Origin of the sequence: Nocardioides rubriscoriae, from assembly GCF_008087085.1 — a bacterium.
In the GTDB taxonomy this organism is placed as follows: Bacteria; Actinomycetota; Actinomycetes; order Propionibacteriales; family Nocardioidaceae; genus Nocardioides; species Nocardioides rubriscoriae.
Window position 1 is genome coordinate 548,074 of record NZ_VIYJ01000003.1, and the last position, 17,239, is coordinate 565,312.

22 protein-coding genes are annotated in these 17,239 nt (G+C 72.6%); 15 read left to right on the forward strand and 7 right to left on the reverse strand.

The annotated features are described in order from the left end of the window. The first annotated feature begins 334 nt into the window (after positions 1-334). The 4 genes from FZC61_RS09260 to FZC61_RS09275 are packed head-to-tail and all read left to right on the forward strand — an operon-like array spanning position 335 to position 5,077. On the forward strand, positions 335-1,513 hold the full coding sequence (locus FZC61_RS09260; protein ID WP_148613840.1) for a resuscitation-promoting factor: 1,179 nt from the start codon (positions 335-337) through the stop codon (positions 1,511-1,513). A 30-nt stretch (positions 1,514-1,543) separates the two neighbouring features. Further along, positions 1,544-2,401, forward strand: a complete 858-nt coding sequence (gene rsmA, locus FZC61_RS09265) for a 16S rRNA (adenine(1518)-N(6)/adenine(1519)-N(6))-dimethyltransferase RsmA (RefSeq protein ID WP_148613841.1) — start codon at positions 1,544-1,546, stop codon at positions 2,399-2,401. Next, positions 2,401-3,321, forward strand: a complete 921-nt coding sequence (locus tag FZC61_RS09270) for a 4-(cytidine 5'-diphospho)-2-C-methyl-D-erythritol kinase (protein WP_148613842.1) — start codon at positions 2,401-2,403, stop codon at positions 3,319-3,321. Before rsmA ends, FZC61_RS09270 begins: the two co-directional genes overlap by 1 nt. Further along, positions 3,314-5,077, forward strand: coding sequence for an ABC-F family ATP-binding cassette domain-containing protein (locus FZC61_RS09275; RefSeq protein ID WP_148613843.1), 1,764 nt, complete (start codon positions 3,314-3,316; stop codon positions 5,075-5,077). Before FZC61_RS09270 ends, FZC61_RS09275 begins: the two co-directional genes overlap by 8 nt. A 52-nt stretch (positions 5,078-5,129) precedes the next feature. Here the strand turns inward: FZC61_RS09275 and FZC61_RS09280 are convergent, their stop codons facing one another. Continuing rightward, a complete protein-coding gene (locus tag FZC61_RS09280) occupies positions 5,130-5,642 on the reverse strand; it encodes a MarR family winged helix-turn-helix transcriptional regulator (protein ID WP_148613844.1) in 513 nt (170 codons plus the stop codon). A gap of 49 nt (positions 5,643-5,691) precedes the next feature. Here FZC61_RS09280 and FZC61_RS09285 point away from each other — a divergent pair, with 49 nt between their 5' ends. From FZC61_RS09285 to FZC61_RS09300, 4 genes are all read left to right on the forward strand, one after another. Then, on the forward strand, positions 5,692-6,480 hold the full coding sequence (locus FZC61_RS09285; protein WP_148613845.1) for a methyltransferase domain-containing protein: 789 nt from the start codon (positions 5,692-5,694) through the stop codon (positions 6,478-6,480). Beyond that, positions 6,477-6,878 (forward strand): VOC family protein, encoded by a 402-nt coding sequence (locus FZC61_RS09290; protein WP_148613846.1) that lies wholly within the window; start codon positions 6,477-6,479, stop codon positions 6,876-6,878. Before FZC61_RS09285 ends, FZC61_RS09290 begins: the two co-directional genes overlap by 4 nt. 103 nt (positions 6,879-6,981) lie before the next feature. Beyond that, a complete protein-coding gene (locus tag FZC61_RS09295; protein WP_148613847.1) occupies positions 6,982-7,242 on the forward strand; it encodes a metal-sensitive transcriptional regulator in 261 nt (86 codons plus the stop codon). Positions 7,243-7,542: 300 nt separating this feature from the next. After that, positions 7,543-8,022 carry a hotdog fold domain-containing protein gene (locus tag FZC61_RS09300; protein ID WP_148613848.1) on the forward strand — a complete coding sequence of 160 codons (480 nt, stop codon included), beginning with the start codon at positions 7,543-7,545 and terminating at the stop codon, positions 8,020-8,022. 19 nt (positions 8,023-8,041) lie between these two features. Here the strand turns inward: FZC61_RS09300 and FZC61_RS09305 are convergent, their stop codons facing one another. Continuing rightward, the gene (locus tag FZC61_RS09305) at positions 8,042-8,812 is read right to left on the reverse strand and encodes an amino acid ABC transporter ATP-binding protein (RefSeq protein WP_148613849.1); all 771 of its coding nucleotides are present in this window, start codon (positions 8,810-8,812) and stop codon (positions 8,042-8,044) included. 53 nt (positions 8,813-8,865) lie between these two features. On the opposite strand from FZC61_RS09305, the gene FZC61_RS23020 reads away from it, so the two are divergent. The 3 genes from FZC61_RS23020 (at position 8,866) to FZC61_RS09315 (ending at position 11,357) form a co-directional block, all read left to right on the forward strand. Beyond that, positions 8,866-9,030, forward strand: a complete 165-nt coding sequence (locus FZC61_RS23020; protein WP_170286043.1) for a hypothetical protein — start codon at positions 8,866-8,868, stop codon at positions 9,028-9,030. Positions 9,031-9,116: 86 nt separating this feature from the next. After that, entirely contained in the window at positions 9,117-10,616 is a 1,500-nt protein-coding gene (miaB, locus tag FZC61_RS09310) for a tRNA (N6-isopentenyl adenosine(37)-C2)-methylthiotransferase MiaB (protein ID WP_148613850.1), read from the forward strand. A 9-nt stretch (positions 10,617-10,625) separates the two neighbouring features. Next, positions 10,626-11,357: a Type 1 glutamine amidotransferase-like domain-containing protein gene (locus FZC61_RS09315; RefSeq protein WP_148613851.1), complete on the forward strand. Its 732-nt coding sequence runs from the start codon at positions 10,626-10,628 to the stop codon at positions 11,355-11,357. Positions 11,358-11,706: 349 nt separating this feature from the next. On the opposite strand, the gene FZC61_RS09320 is transcribed toward FZC61_RS09315, so the two are convergent. From FZC61_RS09320 to FZC61_RS09335, 5 genes are read right to left on the reverse strand one after another with little or no spacing between them, the layout of a single operon-like run. Then, positions 11,707-11,964 (reverse strand): hypothetical protein, encoded by a 258-nt coding sequence (locus FZC61_RS09320; RefSeq protein WP_148613852.1) that lies wholly within the window; start codon positions 11,962-11,964, stop codon positions 11,707-11,709. Continuing rightward, positions 11,961-12,251: a hypothetical protein gene (locus FZC61_RS09325; RefSeq protein ID WP_148613853.1), complete on the reverse strand. Its 291-nt coding sequence runs from the start codon at positions 12,249-12,251 to the stop codon at positions 11,961-11,963. The genes FZC61_RS09320 and FZC61_RS09325 overlap by 4 nt, the downstream gene beginning before the upstream one ends. Positions 12,252-12,272: 21 nt before the next feature. Next, on the reverse strand, positions 12,273-12,770 hold the full coding sequence (locus FZC61_RS09330) for an NUDIX hydrolase (RefSeq protein ID WP_148613854.1): 498 nt from the start codon (positions 12,768-12,770) through the stop codon (positions 12,273-12,275). A 7-nt stretch (positions 12,771-12,777) separates the two neighbouring features. Beyond that, positions 12,778-12,951: a hypothetical protein gene (locus tag FZC61_RS23025; RefSeq protein WP_170286044.1), complete on the reverse strand. Its 174-nt coding sequence runs from the start codon at positions 12,949-12,951 to the stop codon at positions 12,778-12,780. Next, the gene (locus tag FZC61_RS09335) at positions 12,948-13,142 is read right to left on the reverse strand and encodes an antitoxin (RefSeq protein WP_211357192.1); all 195 of its coding nucleotides are present in this window, start codon (positions 13,140-13,142) and stop codon (positions 12,948-12,950) included. The genes FZC61_RS23025 and FZC61_RS09335 overlap by 4 nt, the downstream gene beginning before the upstream one ends. A gap of 55 nt (positions 13,143-13,197) precedes the next feature. Here FZC61_RS09335 and miaA point away from each other — a divergent pair, with 55 nt between their 5' ends. The 4 genes from miaA to FZC61_RS09355 all read left to right on the forward strand — a co-directional run bounded on the left by miaA (position 13,198) and on the right by FZC61_RS09355 (position 17,193). Further along, positions 13,198-14,136, forward strand: coding sequence for a tRNA (adenosine(37)-N6)-dimethylallyltransferase MiaA (gene miaA, locus FZC61_RS09340; protein WP_148613856.1), 939 nt, complete (start codon positions 13,198-13,200; stop codon positions 14,134-14,136). A gap of 69 nt (positions 14,137-14,205) precedes the next feature. Next, the gene (locus tag FZC61_RS09345; RefSeq protein ID WP_148613857.1) at positions 14,206-15,105 is read left to right on the forward strand and encodes a helix-turn-helix domain-containing protein; all 900 of its coding nucleotides are present in this window, start codon (positions 14,206-14,208) and stop codon (positions 15,103-15,105) included. Then, positions 15,102-15,644, forward strand: coding sequence for a dihydrofolate reductase family protein (locus tag FZC61_RS09350; RefSeq protein ID WP_148613858.1), 543 nt, complete (start codon positions 15,102-15,104; stop codon positions 15,642-15,644). Before FZC61_RS09345 ends, FZC61_RS09350 begins: the two co-directional genes overlap by 4 nt. A gap of 55 nt (positions 15,645-15,699) precedes the next feature. Continuing rightward, positions 15,700-17,193: an MDR family MFS transporter gene (locus FZC61_RS09355; RefSeq protein WP_148613859.1), complete on the forward strand. Its 1,494-nt coding sequence runs from the start codon at positions 15,700-15,702 to the stop codon at positions 17,191-17,193. Positions 17,194-17,239: the final 46 nt, after the last annotated feature.

Sequence of the window (17,239 nt, forward strand, 5' to 3'; positions counted from 1 at the left end):
ACCCGTCGCGTAGACGCGACGGGTCGACGTGATCCTGCTGCCGACCCGTCGCGTCGACGCGACGGGTCGGCGGACGGTGTGACTCGTGAGGCTGGTGTGGCGTTCTGGGGTGATCCTGACCACGACGCCCGCCTCGGGACCGGGCCCCGGGTTTGCTTTCCCGGCGGGGTCGCTGTTGTCCTAGAACGCGTTGGCCGGGATCGGGAAGACCCGTCCGGCGCGCGTCGGGCCCGCAGCTGGGAGCCCGATACCCGCAGACGGGCGGCCCGGGACCGGGTCGCGCACGCGGGGCGCCGGCCGCCCGAGGCCCGGGGAGCGCGACGTTCGGAACCTGATGACCTCCCATGAACACGACACCCTGATCCAGACCCAGAACACCCGCGGCCCCTGGCGCCGCGCGCTGCACAGCAAGAAGCTCCTGGTCGCCCTCGTCGCCGGCGTGGTGCTGGCCGTGACCGGTTCGACGCTCGGCTACGCAGCCCTCAGCAAGGACGTCACCGTGAGCGTCGACGGCCAGACCCGTGAGGTCAGTGCCCTCGGTGACACCGTCGGTGACGTGCTCGACGCCGAGGGCATCGAGGTCGGCAGCCACGACGTCGTCGCTCCGGCGCTCGACGAGCCCGTGCGCGACGGCACCCTCATCAACGTGAAGTTCGGCCGCCCCGTCACCCTCACGGTCGACGGTGAGACCACGACCGAGTGGGTCACCAGCACCGACGTCGCCTCGGCGCTCGGCGAGCTCGGCCGCACCTACGACCACGCGCGGCTCGACCTCGACCGCAGCCTGTCGATCCCGCGTGGCGGCGTCGACCTCGACATCGTCACCGCCAAGAAGCTCACCTTCCGCCTGGCCGGCCGCAAGGCGATCGTGCGCTCGGTCCCCGCGCTCACCGTCAAGGACGCGCTGCGCCAGGTCGGCGTGAGGCTCGACGGCCGTGACCGCACCGTGCCGGCGCCCGGTGCCGAGGTCGCCAACGGCGACAAGATCGTCTTCACCGACGTCAAGTTCGCCCGCAAGGTCGTCAAGGGTGAGACCGTCGGCTTCTCCACCATCGAGCAGGACGACGACTCGATGACCCAGGGCGAGACCAGCGTGGCCCGTGCGGGCCGCGACGGCCTGCGCGACGTCACCTACCGGCTCGTCGTGGTCAACGGCAAGATCGTGCGGCGCAGCGTGCTCACCCAGCGGCTGATCCGTCGACCGGTCGACGCGATCGTCAAGGTCGGCACCGCCGCCCCGGTCGTCGCGGCCCCGAACTACGCAGGCGGCGGCACCGTGTGGGACGCCCTCGCGCAGTGCGAGGCCGGCGGCAACTGGGCCATCAACACCGGCAACGGCTACTACGGCGGGCTGCAGTTCAACCTCGGCACGTGGCAGGCCTACGGCGGCTCCGGCCTGCCGAGCAACAACTCGCGCGAGACCCAGATCGCGATCGCCGAGAAGGTCCGCGCGGCCACCGGCGGCTACGGCTCCTGGCCGGGTTGCGCCGCCAAGCTGGGCCTGCCCCGCTGACGCCCGAGGCGCGCAGATAGCCTGGCACCCATGACGTCGGCCGCTCCGAGATTGCTCGGGGCGGCCGACGTACGTCGTCTGGCGGCTGCGCTCGACCTGCGGCCGACCAAGCAGAAGGGCCAGAACTTCGTCATCGACGGCAACACCGTGCGCCGCATCGTGCGCGAGTCGGGCATCACCGGCGACGACGTCGTGCTCGAGGTCGGCCCCGGCCTCGGGTCGCTCACGCTGGCGCTGCTCGACGTGGCGCGCCGGGTGGTCGCCGTCGAGATCGACGACAAGCTCGCGGCGCTGCTGCCCGAGACCATCGCCGAGCACGCCCCCGACCAGGTCGGCGCCTTCGAGCTGGTCCACGCCGACGCGTTGCGCGTGACCGCGCTGCCCGACCCGCAGCCGACCGCCCTGGTCGCCAACCTGCCCTACAACGTCTCGGTGCCCGTGCTGCTGCACCTGCTGGCCCTGCTGCCCAGCCTCGAGCGCGGCCTGGTGATGGTGCAGGCCGAGGTCGCCGACCGGCTGGCCGCCCCGCCCGGCAGCAAGACCTACGGCGTCCCGTCGGTCAAGGCCGCCTGGTACGCCGACGTCCGCCGCGCCGGGGCCATCGGCCGCAACGTCTTCTGGCCCGCTCCCAACGTCGACTCGGGCCTGGTGGCGTGGGTGCACCGCGCCCCGCCGCCAACGACCGCCTCGCGCGAGGAGGTGTTCGCCGTCGTCGACGCCGCCTTCGCCCACCGCCGCAAGGCCCTGCGCGGCGCGCTGCGCTCGCTGGCCGACGGTGAGCGCGTCGACCACGCGCTCGACGCGGCGGGCATCGACCCGCTGGCGCGCGGCGAGATGCTCACCGTCGAGCAGTTCGCCAGCCTCGCGGCGGGGCTGAGGGCCGCCTGATGACGACCCCCACCACCGTCACCGTGCGCGCCGCCGCCAAGATCAACCTCCACCTCGGCGTGGGCGCCGCTCGCGAGGACGGCTTCCACCCGCTGACGACCGTCTACCAGGCGATCGGGCTGTGCGACGACCTCACCGCCCACGCCGCCGACGAGCTCTCCCTCGAGCTCTCGGTCGCCGACTGGGTCGACGCCGCCACCGTCCCGGTCGACGGCGACAACCTGGCCCACCGCGCCGCCGTGCTCCTGGGCCGTCACCACGGTCGCGAGCTCACGGGGCGCCTGGTGGTCGAGAAGTCCATCCCGGTCGCCGGGGGCCTGGCCGGCGGCTCGGCCGACGCCGCCGCCGCGCTGGTCGCCCTCGACCGGCTCCACGGCCTCGGCACCACCGACGCCGACCTGCTCCGCATCGCCGCCGAGCTCGGCAGCGACGTGCCCTTCGCCCTCCTCGGCGGTACGGCGCTGGGCACCGGGCGCGGCGAGGTCGTCGAGGCGGTGACCGACGTCGGCACCTGGTGGTGGGTCCTGGTCCCCAGCAGGAACGGGCTCTCGACACCGGCCGTCTACCGCCACTTCGACAAGCTCCACCCCGACGCCGACCCGACCCCGCCCGACGCCGAGGCCGTCCTCGACGCCCTGCGCACCGGGCAGCCCCTGAGCCTGGCCCGCGCCCTGCGCAACGACCTGCAGGACCCCGCGATCGACCTGCGTCCTGAGCTCGGCACGCTGATCACGCGCGGCGAGTCCGAGGGCGCGCTGCGCGGCCTGGTGTCCGGGTCGGGCCCCTCCGTGGTCTTCCTCTGCGAGTCGGCGGACCACGCCCGAGACCTGGCCGGTGCCCTCCTGCGCACCGGCCACCCCGAGGTCCTCGTCGCCAACGGCGCCGTGGCCGGATCGCACGTGGTGCCCTCCTATGTCTAACCTCCTCAACCTCGAGGGCGTCTCCAAGTCCTACGGCGTCCGCCCGCTGCTCACCGAGGTCTCCCTCGGCATCGGGGCCGGTGACCGCATCGGCATCGTCGGCCGCAACGGCGACGGCAAGACGACCCTGCTCGAGGTGATGACCGGCCTCGAGGAGGCCGACACCGGCCGGGTCTCGCGCAGCCGCGGCCTGCTGGTCGGCTACCTCCACCAGGGCGACGAGCTCGACGACACCCACTCGGTGCGCGAGGCGGTGCTGGGTGGCCTCCAGGACCACGAGTGGGCCGCGGACGCCACCCTGCGCGGCATCGTCACCGAGCTGCTCGCCGGCGTCGAGCTCGACCGGTCGGTGCACGGGCTGTCGGGCGGCGAGCGGCGCCGCTGCGCCCTGGCCGCGCTGCTGCTCGGCGACCACGAGCTGATCGTGCTCGACGAGCCCACCAACCACCTCGACGTCGAGGCCGTCGCCTGGCTGGCCGACCACCTCAAGCGCCGTACCTCCGCGCTCGTCGTGGTCACCCACGACCGGTGGTTCCTCGACGAGGTCTGCCAGTTCACCTGGGAGGTCCACGACGGGCAGGTCGACGTCTACGAGGGCGGCTACGCGGCGTTCGTGCTGGCCAAGGCCGAGCGGTCGCGCCAGGCCGACGCCACCGAGACCCGCCGGCAGAACCTTGCGCGCAAGGAGCTCGCGTGGCTGCGCCGCGGCGCCCCCGCCCGTACGGCGAAGCCCAAGTTCCGCATCGACGCCGCCAACCGGCTCATCGAGGACGTCCCCGCGCCCCGCGACCGGCTCGAGCTGCAGAGGTTCGCCACGCAGCGGCTCGGCAAGGACGTCATCGACATGGAGCACGCCGACCTCCAGCGAGGCGAGCGACGCCTGCTCACCGACGCCACGTGGCGACTGGGCCCGGGCGACCGGGTCGGCATCGTCGGCGTCAACGGCGCGGGCAAGACCTCGGTGCTCTCGCTGCTCTCGGGTGCGCTGCAGCCCAACGCGGGGCGGGTCAAGCTCGGCAAGACCGTCGCCCTGCAGCACCTCACCCAGGCCCTCGACGACGTCGACCCGACGGGACGCGTGCTGCCGACCGTCGAGGCGATCCGCCGGGTCACGGTCACCAAGGACGGCGAGATCACCGCGACCTCGATGCTCGAGCGGTTCGGCTTCACCGGCGACAAGCTCACCGCACGCCTGGGCGACCTCTCGGGTGGTGAGCGGCGTCGCTTCCAGCTGCTCAAGCTGCTGCTCACCGAGCCCAACGTGCTGCTGCTCGACGAGCCCACCAACGACCTCGACATCGAGACCCTCACCGTCCTGGAGGACTTCCTCGACGGTTGGCCCGGCACCCTGGTCGTCGTCTCGCACGACCGCTACTTCCTCGAGCGCGTCACCGACTCCGTCTGGGCGCTGCTCGGCGACGGCACGCTGTCGATGCTGCCGCGCGGGGTCGACGAGTACCTCGAGCGTCGCGCGGCCCAGCCCGCCGCCGTCACCCCCACGGCCACGACCGCCCCGACGTCGTCCAAGGCCAAGGCCGGCTCGGCCGAGGAGCGCGCCGCCCGCAAGGCCGTCGCCCGCCTCGACAAGCAGCTCCAGCGCCTGATGGCGCGCGAGGAGGAGCTCAACGCCGCCGTCCTGGCCGCCGGCACCGACTACGAGCGCATCGCCACGATCTCCGCCGAGCTCCAGACCGTCCTGGCCGAGAAGGACGCCGTCGAGCTCGAGTGGCTCGAGGTGGCCGAGGTCCTCGAGTAGCACCCGCCCGCGATAGTCGTGGACGTTCTGCACGCGTGCAGAACGTCCACGACTATCCCGGATCGGTCGCGGAGAAGGGAGCCAGCAGGGTGCGCAGGAGGACCGCGAGCCGGGCCTGGTCGCGCGGGGGGAGGTCGGCCAGCAGGGCGCGCTCGGCGTCGAGCAGCGCCTCGAACGCCCCGTCGACGGCCGCCTTGCCGTCGGGGGTGAGCCGCACGATCACGCCGCGGCGGTCCTCGGGGTCGGGGTAGCGCTCGACGAGCCCGCGCGCGGCCAACCGGTCGACGCGGTTGGTCATGGTGCCGCTGGTCACGAGGGTCTCGCGCAGCAGCCGCCCCGGCGACAGCTCGTACGGCGCCCCCGCGCGACGCAGGGCCGCCAGCACGTCGAACTCCCACGACTCGATCGCGTGAGCACTGAACGCCTCGCGCCGGGCCAGGTCGAGGTGGCGCGCCAGCCGGGAGATCCGCGAGAAGACCGCTACCGGGTCGAGGTCGAGGTCGGAGCGCTCGCGCGCCCAGGCGTCGACGAGGTCGTCGACCTCGTCCCGCGTGCGCTCGATCATGGGACCAGTCTAGCCAGGAGTCAAGAATCTTGATATCAAGAGTCTTGTGATGAAGAGACCGCACACCTGGGACCCCGACCGCTACCTGACCTACGCCGCCGAGCGCGGCCGTCCGTTCGTCGACCTGCTGGCCCGCGTGGGCGCTACCGCTCCTGCCTCGGTCGTCGACCTCGGTTGCGGGCCGGGCAACCTCACCGCGCTCCTGGCCGCCCGCTGGCCGGACGCGAGCGTCACCGGCATCGACAGCAGTCCCGAGATGATCGACCGCGCCCACGAGGCCGAGCCCGAGCTCGCCTTCGAGGTCGGCGACCTGCGGGCCTGGGCCCACACCGGTAGCGCTGACGTCGTGGTCTGCAACGCCACCCTGCAGTGGCTGCCCGACCACCTCGACGCGCTGCCAGCACTGGTCGCCGCGACCACCCCCGGCGGCTGGCTGGCCTTCCAGGTGCCGGGCAACGTCGGCGAGCCGAGCCACATCCTGCGCGCCCAGCTCGCCGCCGAGGCGCCGTACGCCGCCCACACCGACGGTGTCGCGGTGCCGCTGAGTCACGACCCGGTCACCTACCTCGACGCGCTCACGGCGCTCGGCTGCGACGTCGACGTGTGGGAGACGACCTACCTGCACGTCCTGCGCGGCCCCGAGCCCGTCTTCACCTGGGTCAGCGCCACCGGCGCCCGGCCGACGCTGCAGGCCCTGCCCGACGAGCTGCGCCCCGCCTTCGAGACAGAGCTCCGGCGCCGGCTCGCGGCGGCGTACCCCGTGCGCGACGACGGGACCGTCGTGCTGCCCTTCCGTCGCATCTTCGCCGTCGCGCAGGTGCCGGGAGGCGCGCGATGAGGCTGCACCACGTGCAGGTCGCGTGCCCGCCCGGCGGCGAGGACGCCGCCCGGGCCTTCTACGCCGGGGCGCTGGGGCTCGTCGAGGTCGACAAGCCCGTGGCCCTGAGCGGGCGCGGGGGAGCCTGGTTCCGGGCCCACGACGCGCACGGCGACGTGGCGGCCGAGATCCACGTCGGCGTCGAGGAGCCCTTCGTGCCGGCCCGCAAGGCGCACCCGGCACTGCTGGTCGACGACGTCGCGACCCTGGACGCCGTGGCCGCTCGCGTGGCGTCGCTCGGGTGCGAGGTCGACCGGTCGGAGCGCGACAGCCTCGAGGGATTCGTGCGGGTCCACGTGCGCGATCCGCACGGCAACCGGGTCGAGCTGCTGACGCCTTCGCCCCGAAGGGTGCCGTAACCCCCGGGGGGTTAGTGCGTTGGTCTGGTGACTCGCCGTCCACAGGAGGACCCGAGCCTGCTCCGGCACCCCCCCGCCGGACCCGCAAAGGACGATGACAACGATGGCTGCTCGTACCGACCGCACCGCGGTCGTCAACAGGGTCAAGCGCGCCCAGGGCCAGCTGGCCGGGGTGCTCCGCATGATCGAGGAGGAGCGCGACCTCGCCTCGGTGATCACCCAGATCAAGGCCGTCTCCAGCGCGCTCGACCGCGCAGGGTTCGCCATGGTCGCCGCCGAGTGGCGCACCAGCGTCGACGACGGCGGCGACGTCACCCCCGAGAAGCTCGACAGCCTCGAGAAGCTCTTTCTCGCGCTGTCTTAGTCTGGCCGCTTACCGGTCGCCTCGCGCGGCCGGCCCGCGCTGCCTGGTAGCGCTGCCGCGGCCTGGTACGGCGGGCCGGACCCGCGCGGCGGGCCACCGGACGCGACGTGCGCCGTGGGGTCGGTTCGGTCTGTGGTCCGGGCACCTGTGCCCCGGGTCGGCCTCGCGCGGCGTGCCCGCGCTGCCTCGTCGTGCTGCCGCCGGTCGGGTCGTCTCGTACGGTTGCCGGCGCAACCTCCTCGACCGACGTGGGCGGACCGAGACGGAGTCTCGAAGTTACTGTGCGGTAATGTGGCGGGCATGAGCCAGGTCCTCTCCCTGTGGCGCTCCGCGAGCGGTCTTCCTGTCGTCGGCAGCAGCGTCGGCAAGCGCCTGTTCTCGATCGCGTTCAGCCAGAAGGCGCCGTACTTCGCCACGATCCGCCCGCGCTTCGTCGAGATCCGTCCCGACTACGCCGAGCTGGTCATCCCCAAGCGGCGCGGGGTGCACAACCATCTCGGCACCGTCCACGCGATCGCGTTGTGCAACGGCCTCGAGGCCGCCATGGGGGCGCTGGCCGAGGCCACCATCCCGGCCGACAAGCGCTGGATCCCCGAGGGCATGGACATCGCCTACACCGCGAAGGCGACCAGCGACATCACCTGCACCGCCGAGACCGACCCCGAGCAGTGGACCGGTGACGACCCCCACGTGCCCGTGCGGGTCAAGGGCGTGCGCGACGACGGGACCGTCGTCATCGAGGGCGTCATCAAGCTGTGGGTGACCCCGAAGAAGGCGTGAGGCCTACGGGCTGCCACGGCTAGCGCTTGAGGATCGTGCCGAGGAAGTCCCTGGCCCGGTCGCTGCGGGGGCCGGTGAAGAACGCCCCGGGGGTGTCCTCCTCCACGATCACGCCGTCGGCCATGAACACGACGCGGTCGGCCGCGGTGCGGGCGAAGCCCATCTCGTGGGTGACGACGACCATCGTCATCCCGTGCGCGGCCAGGTCCACCATGACGTCGAGGACCTCCTTGATCATCTCGGGGTCCAGCGCCGAGGTCGGCTCGTCGAAGAGCATCACCTTGGGCTGCATCGCGAGGGCCCGGGCGATCGCGACGCGCTGCTGCTGGCCGCCCGAGAGCTGGGCGGGGTACTTGTCGGCCTGCGGCCCCACGCCGACGCGCTCGAGGAGCACGCGGGCGTCCTTCTCCGCCTCGGCCCTCGGGTGCTTGCGGACCTTCACCGGCCCGAGCGTGACGTTCTCGAGGATGGTCTTGTGGGCGAAGAGGTTGAAGGACTGGAACACCATCCCGACCTCGGCGCGCAGACCGGCCAGGGCCTTGCCCTCCTGGGGCAGGGGTCGGCCGTCGAGGGTGATCGTGCCCCGGTCGATGGTCTCGAGGCGGTTGATCGTCCGGCACAGCGTCGACTTGCCCGACCCGGACGGGCCGATCACGACGACCACCTCGCCGTGCCGCACCGACAGGTTGACGTCGTCGAGCACGTGCAGGTCGCCGTACCACTTGTGGACGCCCTTGAGCACGAGCAGTGGTCGCCGGTCACCGCCGTCACCCGTGACCGGAGCCGTCATGCGTCGACCCTAGCCCCGGGGATGACGCCGCCGCGGGCGCCTAAGGTGGGGGAGTGAGCGACCCCGAGCGCCGTACGGTGCTGAGCCGTGTCCCGGTGATGCTCTACCCCGGCATCGTGTTCCTCGTCATCGGCCTGCTGGTCCACGACCGACTGACCTTCTTCTTCGGGGGCGCGCTGCTGGTCTTCGCCTCGTTGCAGTGGGGTCGCAGCGCCTGACCCGCGTGGGCCGCGCGGCCCACCGTGGCGTCCGGTTCCGGTGATTCCGGCCGACGCGCGCGACCGCCGTACGCTTGGCCACTGTCATGCCAGCCACCGATGCCGCCCCCGAGCCGCGCACCTACGAGGTCAAGACCTACGGGTGCCAGATGAACGTCCACGACTCCGAGCGGCTCAGCGGGTTGCTCGAGGGGGCGGGCTACACGCCGGCGCCCGCGGGCGAGCAGGCCGACGTGGTGGTCTTCAACACCTGCGCGGTGCGCGAGAACGCCGACAACAAGCTCTACGGCAACCTGTCGCACCTCGCGCCGGTCAAGGCCAAGAACCCCTCGATGCAGATCGCGGTCGGCGGCTGCTTGGCGCAGAAGGACCGCGCCACGATCACCGAGCGGGCGCCGTACGTCGACGTCGTCTTCGGCACCCACAACATCGGCTCGCTGCCCGCCCTGCTCGACCGCGCCCGCTCGCAGGAGGAGGCGCAGGTCGAGATCCTCGAGTCGCTCGAGGTGTTCCCGTCGACGCTGCCGACCAAGCGCGACAGCGCCTACGCCGCCTGGGTGTCGGTCTCCGTGGGGTGCAACAACACCTGCACGTTCTGCATCGTGCCGGCGCTGCGCGGCAAGGAGAAGGACCGTCGTCCCGGCGACGTGCTCGCCGAGATCGAGGCGCTGGTCGCCGAGGGCGTCAGCGAGGTCACCCTGCTCGGCCAGAACGTCAACGCCTACGGCGTCGAGTTCGGCGACCGGCAGGCCTTCTCCAAGCTGCTGCGCGCCTGCGGCTCGATCGACGGCCTCGAGCGGGTGCGCTTCACCAGTCCGCACCCGGCCGAGTTCACCGACGACGTCATCGAGGCGATGGCCGAGACGCCCAACGTCATGCCGCAGCTGCACATGCCGCTGCAGTCGGGCTCCGACCGGCTGCTGCGACTGATGCGCCGCTCCTACCGTCGCGACAAGTACCTCGGCATCATCGAGCGGGTCCGCGCCGCGATCCCCGACGCCGCGATCACCACCGACATCATCGTCGGCTTCCCCGGCGAGACCGAGGAGGACCACCTGGCCACGATGGACGTCGTGCGCCAGGCCCGGTTCGCGGGGGCTTTCACCTTCCAGTACTCCAAGCGCCCCGGCACCCCCGCCGCGACCATGGACGACCAGGTGCCCGCCGACGTGCTGCGCGACCGCTACGACCGGCTCGTCACGCTGGTCAACGACGTCGCCTGGACCGAGAGCTTGGCCCTGGTCGGGCGCACGGTCGAGCTCATGGTCTCCGAGGGCGAGGGCCGCAAGGACACCGAGACCAAGCGTCTCTCCGGTCGCGGGCCCGACAACCGCCTGGTGCACTTCGCCGCCCCCGAGGGGCCGGACGAGGCCGTGCGGCCGGGCGACTCGGTCACCGTCGAGATCACCTACGCCGCCCCGCACCACCTCGTCGCCGACCGGGTCGTCAGCACCCGGCGTACGCGGTCGGGCGACGCGTGGGAGGCGCGCACGCTGGCTCCGCCGCCGACGTCGACCGGCGTGGTCCTCGGGATGCCGACGGTCGGGATACCCGTAGGGGTGTCCGAAGCGCCGACCTGCACGTAACCTCTGCCGATGCCCGCCGACCGTCCCACCATCCTCGCCACCTCAGGCGGCATCGACTACGGCACGAGGACCAAGTGGTCCGTCGGCCCGCTCACCCACCACGCGGTGGAGCTGTCGGGCGTGACCGGACGGGCGCCGCGGGTCTGCTACCTCGGCACCGCCGGCGGCGACTCCGCCGAGGGCATCCGCAACTTCTACGACATGACCGTCGAGGAGGGCTGGCACGGCTCGCACGTCCAGCTGTTCTCCATGCCCAACGTCGCCGACATCACCGCGCACCTGCTCGCCCAGGACGTCGTGTGGGTCTTCGGCGGCAGTGTCGCCGGACTCCTGGCGATGTGGGAGCTGCACGGCGTCGGCGACGCGATGCGCGCCGCGTGGGAGGCCGGGGTCGTGCTCACCGGCGTCAGCGCCGGCTCGATCTGCTGGCACCAGGGCGGCACCACCGACTCCTTCGGCCCCGACCTGCGCCCGATCACCAACGGGCTGGGCTTCCTGCCCTACTCCAACGGCGTCCACTACGACTCCGAGGAGCAGCGCCGTCCGCTCTTCCAGTCGCTCATCGCGTCGGGCGACCTGCCCGCGGGCTACGCCACCGACGACGGCGCCGGCGTGCTCTACCACGACACCGAGATGGTCGAGGCGCTCAGCGAGCGCGACGGGGCCCTGGCCTACTTCGTCGAGCGCGGCCCCGACGGCACCGCCGTCGAGACGGCGTTGGAGACGCGCTCGTTGCGCTGATCCACCGGCCTGTGGAGGAGCGGGTGCGCGATGGTCGACTGCGGCCGCTTCCTGCTCGACGACGAGGCGCTCTGCGTCTTCGACTCAGCCCTCAGGTCGGGCTACAGCCATCGACGACTCGTCGCCCTGATACGCGACGTCCGCGGACCGCACGCGCGGCGGATGCGCCGGCTCGCCGCGCGGGCGACCGCGAAAGCGGCCCACCCGTTCGAGACCTGCATCCGAGATCCTTACGGCCGCCGTAGCCGAACGTACAAAGGTGTGCCGCTACTGCGGTTGCGCCGCCTGAGCGAGCGTGAGCCGGGCGCTCAGGATGCAGTTGTGTACGTCCGGCTACGACGCCCGACGCTCACGTCGAGCGCGGGTCGCTGCTGGAGTAGCCCGACTTGGGCGGACCGGCGGGGTCGGGGTTGGTCTCCACCCCACCGGCGGACTGCTCGGGCGCGACGTCCTCGTCCGGGTCGCGGTGAGCCGGTCCGACGTCGCGGGTGCCGGTGGTGCCGACCTGACCGGGGCCCGTGGGGCCGACGGTCTCGGAGCTGACACCCATGGAGCCGTCGGTGTCCTGGTCGGACTCGGTGAGGTCGTAGGGGTCGTGGTCGCTCATACCGGCGACTCCTGCGAGCCCTGCCCGTCGTCGTCCTCGCCGCCGTCGCCCTTGGTCGCCTCGGTCGAGGTGTCCTCGCCCTGCGTGACCGCCAGCGGCAGCTCGCCGGTCACCGGGTTGTTGTCGGGGTCGAGGTCGCGCGGCACCGGGTCGGCGTCGGCGGCCTCACCGTCGACACCGTCGCCCTGCGGCACCGCGTCGGCACCGCCGGGGTTGGGCTCGCCGGGCTCGATCTCGGCATCGGGCTTGGGCCCCAGGTCGCTCAGGGCCGGGTCGGTCTCGGACATGGTGCCTCCAGACGCGTCGGCTCAGAAACCGAAGCTGGTGTAGGGATCGATGCTGCCCTCGCGCAGGCCGGTCAGCACCACCCGTTCGTGGGGTACGACGGGCTCGGGCAGGGCGGCCAGCGGCCACCACCGCAGGTCGGCGCACTTGGTCGGCTCGACGATGCGCGGCTCACCGGTCCAGGAGCGGGCGGTGAAGAAGAAGTCGATCCGCTCGTCGATCGCCAGGTCGTGGCGCGTGCGCTGCATCGACGTGACGAACTGCAGGTCGAGGTCGGTCACGTCGACCTCCTCGAGGGCCTCGCGGCGCGCGGCCTCGACCGCGGTCTCGCCGCGCTCGACGTGCCCGGCCGCCGCGGCGGCCCAGTGGTCGTCCATGTAGCCGGTGTTGCGACGCAGCTGCAGCAGCACCTCGGTGCCGTCCTGGCCGTCACGCAGCAGGAAGACGTAGGAGGCCGGGACCACGACGAACCGGCCGTGGTCGGCGGCGTACTGCGGGGTGTAGCCCTCGACCGTGCTCACGGCGCGCTCACTGCGACGGCTGGTCGAGCGAGGTCTCGGCGTTCTCCTCCTGCGTGACCTCGCCGGACGTCGTGGCGTCGGTGGCGTCTGAGGCGTCGGGCGCCTGGGAGTCGTGCTCGCCGGGCGGTGCCTCGTCGAGGTCGTAGGCCTCGTTGGACTCCTCGGGGACGGGCTGCGTCACCGGATGTCGTCGTTCTTGCCGTCGAGCCCGTCGAGGGCGTCCTTGGCCTTGTCGGTCGCACCGGCGATCTTGTCGTGGTGCTTGCCGCCGGTCTTGTCGTCGGCGAGGTCGGCGGCCTTGTCGATGCCGTCGGCGATCTTGTCGCCGTGCTCGTCGACGGCGTCCTCGAGCTTGCCCTTGATGTCGTCCATGAAGCCCACGGGATCCTCCTGAGGGACGGGGATGGGTCGTTGCCACACTACTGACATGCCCGCGCACGTCGATCCCCCGATCGTGGCGGTCGTCGGGCCGACCGCGGCGGGCAAGACGAGCCTGTCCCTCGACCTGGCCGAGCGGCTCGGGGGCGAGGTCGTCAACACCGACGCGATGCAGGTCTACCGCGGCATGGACGTCGGGACGGCCAAGCTCGCCCCCGCCGAGCGGCGCGGCATCCCGCACCACCTGCTCGACCGGCTGTCGGTGCGGGAGCCGGCCACCGTCGCGCAGTTCCAGGGTTGGGCCCGCGAGGTCGTCGCCGAGCTGCGCGCACGCCGTGCGACACCGGTGCTGGTGGGCGGCTCCGCGCTCTACACGCGGGCGATCCTCGACGACTTCGAGTTCCCGGCCACCGACGACTCCGTCCGGGCCCGCTGGGAGGCCGAGCTCGAGGCCGTCGGTCCCGCCGCCCTCTTCGACCGGCTGGCCGAGGTCGACCCCGAGGCCGCGGCGCGGATGCTGCCCGAGAACGGACGGCGCACGGTCCGCGCGCTCGAGGTCATCGAGATCACCGGGCGGCCCTACTCGGCGTCGCTGCCGCACCTGACCTACCGCGACCCCCGCACGGTGCAGGTCGGCGTCGAGATCGACCGCGCAGTCCTCGACGCCCGCATCGAGCAACGTGTCCACGAGATGTACGACGGGCCCGACGGCGGCCTGGTCGCCGAGGTCGAGAGGCTGCTCGACGAGGGGCTGGCGCAGGGGCGCACCGCGTCGCGCGCGATCGGCTACGCCCAGGCCGCCGCCCACCTGGCCGGTGAGATCAGCCTCGACGAGGCCCGCGACCGCACCGTCTTCGCGACCCGCCGCTTCGCCCGGCGCCAGATGGGCTGGTGGACCAAGGACCCCCGCATCGTCTGGGTGCCCCACGACGCCCCCGACCGCGTCGAGCGCGCGGTGGCTGCGGTGGGTGCGGTGGCTTCGCGCTGAGGGCAGCTCTGACCGACGAGAGCAATTTCGGTCGGGCGCGCGGCGTACGACGCCCCGCAGACTGAGGTCATGGAGACCGGACGCGACCGCCTGCGCGAGCTGCTCGACGCGGTGCTCGACGAGGAGAGCACGTCGCTGGACCACATGGCCGGGCGCGCCCACGCCTCGCCGTTCCACTTCAGCCGCCAGCTGAGCCGCGGCGCCGGCGAGCCGCCGGTGGCCATGCGGCGCCGGGTGATGCTCGAGCGCGCGGCCTGGCAGCTGCGGCGGGGGAGCAGCGTCACCGACGCGGCGTTCGCGGCCGGCTACGAGTCCGTCGAGGGGTTCGCCCGCGCCTTCGCCCGCGCGTTCGGGCACCCGCCCAGCGCGACGCCGAAGGACGCCGACCACTGGCTGCCGGCCCCCAACGGCATCCACTTCCACCCGCCCACGTCGCTGTGGGTCCACACCACGGAGCAGCCCATGAACCCCGTCACCGACCTCATGGTCGGCCACGACCTCGACGACACCCGGGCCCTGCTCGACGGGGCGTCGGCCCTGTCCACTGACGACTACCGCCGCGAGCAGCTCCCCGGCGCCACGGTCCTGGCCTGGGACGGCGAGGAGGCCTCGGTGGCCGCGGTGCTCGACCACCTCGTGTGGTCCAAGGAGGTCTGGCTGGCCGCGCTCGAGGGGGCCGACACCCCCGAGCACGGCAGCGACGAGCTGGCCTCGCTGGTCGCCCGCCACGACGCCGTCGCTCCTCGCTGGCGCAGCGTCTGGCGCGACGTCGACCGCCGTGGCGCCTGGGACGACGTCCTGGTCGACGCGCTGTGCGACCCGCCCGAGAGCTTCGTGATGAGCAGCGTCCTGGCCCACGTGCTGACCTACGCCGCCCACCGCCGTCAGCTCGTGCGCCTGATGCTGCGCGCCGGCGGCCACCAGGTCGACGACGGCGACCCCATCACCTGGCTGAGGAGCAACCGATGACCCGCTACCGCTACTACACCGCCGCCAGCCTCGACGGCTTCCTCGCCGACGAGCACGACTCGCTGGCCTGGCTGTTCGTCCAGGAGCAGGACGACCCCGCCCACCACGACACCTTCATGACCGGCATCGGGGCGACGGTGATGGGAGCCACGACCTACGGCTGGCTCGTCGACCACCTGGCTGACACCGGTGAGCCCTGGCCCTACGAGATCCCCTGCTTCGTCTTCACCCACCGCACCTGGGAGCCGCTGGCGGAGAGCGTCCGCTTCGTGTCCGGTACGCCGGGAGGGCACCGCTCCGCGATCGAGGTGGCCGCGGCGGGCCGAGACGTCTGGGTGGTCGGCGGCGGAGGGCTGGCCGCCGACCTCGCCGACGCCGGCATGCTCGACGAGGCCGAGGTCTCGATCGCACCGGTGACCCTGGGTTCGGGGCGCCCGCTGCTCCCGGGCCGCTTCGACCTGCGCCTGCGCGCAGCCGAACGCAACGGGGCGTTCCTCGTCGCCACCTACGACGTGCTCGGCCGCCCCACCACGTGGTGAGCGACAGAAAACGAGATGCCGATGAGTCCGGCCTCCTGAGAGGGTCGACCCCACCATGACGACGACGCCCGAGACCCCCGGTCCCGTGACCGGGCACGCCCCCGACGCCGCCCCCGACACCGCCCCCGACGCTGCCCCCGACTACGGCGTGCTGCGCTGGCTGGTCGCCGCGACGTTCATCGTGATCCTCAACGAGACGATCATGATCAACGCGATCCCGCGCCTGACCACCGAGCTCGACATCGCCAAGTCGACGGCGCAGTGGCTGACGAGCGCGTTCATGCTGACGATGGCGGTCGTCATCCCGGTCACCGGCTGGTTCCTGCAGCGCGTCACCACCCGCCAGGCGTTCGGGGCGGCCATGACGGTCTTCGCCACGGGCACCCTGCTGTGCGGCCTCGCCCCGAGCTTCGAGGTGCTGCTCGCCGGGCGCATCGTGCAGGCCGCCGGCACCGCCATCATGATGCCGCTGCTGATGACCACCCTGATGACGATCGTGCGCGAGCAGGACCGGGGCCGCGTGATGGGCAACGTCACCCTGGCCATGTCGGTCGCACCGGCGCTCGGTCCCACCGTCTCCGGCGTCGTGCTCGACGTCGCCTCCTGGCGCTGGATGTTCTTCCTGGTGCTGCCGGTCTCGGTGGCCATCGCGCTCGCGGGGCTGCGCCGGCTCACCGACGTCGGCGAGACCCGTCCGGGCGACGTCGACTGGACCAGCGTCGCGCTGTCCGCCCTCGGCTTCGGCCCGCTCGTCTTCGGCCTGTCCGAGCTCGGCGGTCCCGACGGGGCCACCTGGCGGGCCTGGCTCGCCCTGGGCGTCGGCGTCACGGCGATCGTCGCGTTCGTGCTGCGCCAGCTGTCGCTGCAGCGCACCGGCACCCCGCTGCTCGACCTGCGGACCCTGCGCCACCGCACCTTCACCATCGGGCTGCTGCTGATGTCGGTCGCGTTCATGGCGATGCTCGGCTCGATGATCCTGCTGCCCTTCTACCTGCAGGACGTGCACGGCCTCGACGAGCTCCGCTCGGGGCTGATGGTGATGCCCGGTGGTCTCGCGATGGGCCTGCTGGGCCCACAGGTCGGCAAGATCTACGACCGGGTCGGCGGCCGGCCGCTGCTGGTGCCCGGCGCCGTGGGCATCCTGGCCGCGTTGACACTCCTCACCCAGGTGACGGCCGAGCAGTCGGTGTGGCTGGTGCTGCCGGTCCACGTGCTGCTGATGGTGTCGCTGGCGCTGGTCTTCACCCCGGTGTTCACCCTGAGCCTCGGGTCGCTGCCGCCCCACCTCTACTCCCACGGCAGCTCCACGCTCGGCGCGCTGCAGCAGGTCGCCGCGGCCGCCGGTACGGCGATCGTCGTCGCCGTGCTGACCGCCCGGTCGACCTCGCTGCTGGACTCGGGCTCCGACGGGGTGCACGCCCTGGTCGGCGGGATGCGGTGGGGCTTCGGCGTCGGCGCGGTGCTCGGCGTCGCCGTGCTGGTGCTCGCGCTCCTGATGCCGGGGCGGGTCACGGCACAGGACGGGGCGGGTGTGCCCGCCGTCCACTGAGCGGCGGTCCCCCCGGGTGGTCCGCCCGGCCCCTACGCTCAGCGGC